Origin of the sequence: Companilactobacillus furfuricola, from assembly GCF_003946325.1 — a bacterium.
In the GTDB taxonomy this organism is placed as follows: domain Bacteria; phylum Bacillota; class Bacilli; order Lactobacillales; family Lactobacillaceae; genus Companilactobacillus; species Companilactobacillus furfuricola.
Genome location: NZ_RHNT01000089.1, coordinates 1 through 3,596 on the forward strand (window position 1 = coordinate 1; position 3,596 = coordinate 3,596).

Consider the following 3,596-nt stretch of genomic DNA (forward strand, 5'->3'; position numbering starts at 1 on the left):
AACAAAAAATGGACGAAAACCAAAAATCGGTTTTCGTCCATTTTTTATTGTACAGAGAACACTTATGTCACATTCTCTTTTAATTAAAGCAGTTGAAACTTGAGGAGGTAACAACCGCTAACTGTTATATTATTATGAGAATTATATCTATTTGAATTATGAGAATTATTATGAAGAGGTATAAGCTAAGGGTTAATTGCTGTTCCCTTAACTTATGTCTACATAATAACTGGAAAATATGAAGAAATTATGATGCTTTTGCAACTTAATTAGGAAAAACTTGTTACATATTTATTTCAATAAATAAATTTTCTTCAAGTCGTTAATTTCATTATCGCTAACCTTTAATTCACTTCTGATATAATTGTCTAAACTACCAGATGTCTCTTCAATCGCTTTTTGAGCAACATTTAAGTAGTTCTCATTGACGGTCAAGAGAGCTTTGATCGATTCAACTAAGCTAGGATCCTTTGCCTGCACTTGTTTTAAGACGTTGGCTACATAGATCTTGCTAGCTTGATTAGTTAATAGGTAGTCTTCTTTGATCGTTGGTAAGGGAACTCCTAAAGAATAAAGAAAGAATACGGCGCCCATGCCGGTTCTATCTTTCCCTGCTGTACAATGGAATAAGACTACTTCATTATCGTTACTATTGCCTAATAGTTCATCGAAAAATTTTCGATAGGCGTTGCGTGCTTGATCCTCGGTGATCATGTTGCGGTAGACGTCTAGCATGTGATTGTAACCATCATGGGGATCAAAGTCGATCTCAGGGATGACGCGGTCTTCGATCTTAGATGCTTCAGTTTGATCTTCTACGAAGACTGGTAAAGAAACGTATTTGGCACCACCTGGTACCCGGTCCGGTTTCTTGTCAATTTCGTCTTTTGAGCGAAAATCGACGTCGATTTTTACGCCATAGTCTTTTAAATATTTAATGTCATTATTAGTTAGATCGCCAAGTCCTGCTGAACGAAGGATTTTGTGATATTTAACGGACTGGCCGTTAACTGTTTGGTATCCTCCCAGTTCACGGAAGTTGATGCCGGCTTCTAGGTCTAGAATGCGACGTGCACTTTCAGTTGCTCTGTCCATAAAAATAACCTCTCTTCTCAATTTAGTCTATAGACTGAATCATTTTATATTATAGCAAAAGGAAGATTTATCCATGAAATTTCTTATCGCTCCAGGAAAATATCATGATTCATCTATCAGTTCGAAACTGATAGGGCAAGCGATATATAGTGGTATCTCACGGGCCCTGCCAGATGCTCAAATAGTTACTATGCCGGTGACGGATAGTAAATATGGAATGCCTGCGTTAGTAGCCCATACAATTGGTGGTAAATGGGTCGATTTACCTTTCTTTGATGCCTTTTGGCACAATAAGATGGGGCGTTACTTATTAACGAACATTGACAGTCAGGATACCGCAATTATTGATACAGAACAAATAGTTGGCCCAGAATTAGCCGAATCAAAAAGCCGCAATGATCTTTTTCATGCGACAAGCTATGGGATCGGCGAATTCATTATGGATGCAGTCACGAGTGGCTATCGCCAGATAGTTATTTCTTTGGGGACCTCAGAAACATTTGATGGCGGCTTAGGAGCTCTGCAAGCCCTTGGAGCAAAGATTTATGATGAAGGTGGAGATTTGATACCAGAAGGTGAAAATCCTCTGATAAATGGCTATGAGGCCGATTTAGATGATGTCTACAAATTATTGCGCAAAGTAAAAATCACCGTTTTGCTGAGCTATTCTACTAGTATTGAAATGAAAGAAAAGCACGATTATCTATCCGAAACACAAAAAGATTTTTTAGAAGATAACTTGGTTTATATTACAGAAAAAATCAATAAGAAGTATAATTTAGATATACACCCGATGCCTCGTTCCGGCTCAATTAACACACTAGCAGGTGCGTTTGCCATGATGGATGCTCATATTTCGCGTTCATCATTTGAATGGGTCGCTAATGTGACGGGGATGGACGAAACGATCAGATCAGCTGACGTGATGATCACGGCAACGGACGAAGTTTCTTCTGAATCAATGCACGATGAAATCTTGTTTCATTTAAGCAAGATCGCCGGCTATGCCAAAATGCCGACCTTCATTTTTTGTAACAACTTTATTGATGACTTCGAAGATTATGAACAACTTTTTACCGGAATATTCTCGACACAAATGTCGGATTATTCTTTAAATAGTAAAGATGAACAAATAATTTTTGAACATTATGAATCGATTGCTAATCAATTAGCGAGAACATTGGGTGCATTTCATAATGGAAAAGATTGAAATTAATAAAATTATGCATTAATCTAAAGGTAAAGCTTTCGATTAAGGGCGCAGTTGGAGGATTAAATTATGGAACAAGACTATGAAAAGATTTTGGTACCAGTAGATGGATCAAAAGAAGCAGAAATGGCATTTCACAAAGCAGTCAAAGTAGCACAAATGAACAAGGGCCACATTGACGTGCTAACAGTTCTTGATACAAAGCAATTCATCGGCTTGCACGGTGGAATGTTAAACGGGGATGTAATTTACCAACTATCAGAAGATGCACAAAAATATTTAAATGAACTAAAAGACGAAGCAGTAAAAGACGGCTTCGATCCAGATCAAATCGCGATCCACGTAAGATTTGGTGAACCAAAGACTGTCATCGCAACAGAATTCGTTGAAGAATATCAAAATGATTTGATTATGATCGGTTCAACAGGTATGAATGCTGTGACAAGACTATTAGTAGGTTCAGTTTCAGAATATGTAACACGTAATGTTAGAACTGATGTTATTATCGTCAGAACAGACGTTGATAATAAGACATTGAAATAAGTTGTAATAAAAAATAGTAAAAAAAGATAAATCCCATTCGATTTTTTGAATGGGATTGTTTTTTATGTGTTTAAGCTTTTTTGAGGGTATAGGTTGGGTGGTGGTTCATTGCCGGTCCTGTGGGGGTTCCAGGAATTGCGCCGTGGAACGCTGCGGGGCAACTTTGAGCTATCCGAAGAAAACCGCTTCGGACATCTCAAAGCTTACCCTTTTTGTAAGCACGGCCCATGCCGTGCAAACAAAAATTTCGCGGCTGACGGCGAATTCCTTCCACCCCCACAGGACCTAGGGTAGTACAAAACTTCTTTGTTGGTGGGGTTCACGGTACTTATTCTTACACAGGTAGGTTGTTTGGTTTTAATAGTCGAATCTATTTCCTCACGGTCTTACGATCTTGGTTTGTCGATCTATCTTTTAAATTTTTAGGGAAAACATCATCGAAATATTTAAGTTATTAGCTCGATTTAAAACTAGAATAATATGTAATTTGGTTTGGTTCTGGGCTTGATCTTGGTTTTGATTTTGTTTTTACTATTTTGGAGAAGATTGAGATAGACATGTGATAAATAGGACGAGCAAAAAGTGCCGATTTGATCAAAATAGATCGGTAAAACTCAAAAAGAGAGGGGAATTACATACTATCTAGGTGGAGGGTCGGGGCGCTATATGGGCTCAGCCGATCGAGTAGGAGGTAGCTAGGCTACCGACCTCTCACACCACCGTACGTACGGTTCCGTATACGGCGGTT

The 3,596-nt window shown here is 38.3% G+C and carries 3 protein-coding genes; 2 read left to right on the forward strand and 1 reads right to left on the reverse strand.

Going from position 1 to position 3,596, the window contains the following annotated elements:
* Window positions 1-291 precede the first annotated feature (291 nt).
* Complete coding sequence (locus EKM78_RS12300) at window positions 292-1,095, reverse strand: tyrosine-protein phosphatase (protein ID WP_125772634.1); 804 nt, start codon at window positions 1,093-1,095, stop codon at window positions 292-294.
* Between the two features lie 73 nt (window positions 1,096-1,168).
* On the opposite strand from EKM78_RS12300, the gene EKM78_RS12305 reads away from it, so the two are divergent.
* A complete protein-coding gene (locus EKM78_RS12305; RefSeq protein ID WP_125772636.1) occupies window positions 1,169-2,305 on the forward strand; it encodes a glycerate kinase in 1,137 nt (378 codons plus the stop codon).
* Window positions 2,306-2,374: 69 nt separating this feature from the next.
* The gene (locus EKM78_RS12310; protein ID WP_125772638.1) at window positions 2,375-2,848 is read left to right on the forward strand and encodes a universal stress protein; all 474 of its coding nucleotides are present in this window, start codon (window positions 2,375-2,377) and stop codon (window positions 2,846-2,848) included.
* Window positions 2,849-3,596 lie beyond the last annotated feature (748 nt).

What these genes read in the sequence shown, in the direction of transcription:
- EKM78_RS12300 (WP_125772634.1), bottom strand. Translation starts at nt 1,095, where the DNA reads ATGGACAGAGCAACTGAAAGTGCACGTCGCATTCTAGACCTAGAAGCC.
- EKM78_RS12310 (WP_125772638.1), top strand. Translation starts at nt 2,375, where the DNA reads ATGGAACAAGACTATGAAAAGATTTTGGTACCAGTAGATGGATCAAAA.
- EKM78_RS12305 (WP_125772636.1), top strand. Translation starts at nt 1,169, where the DNA reads ATGAAATTTCTTATCGCTCCAGGAAAATATCATGATTCATCTATCAGT.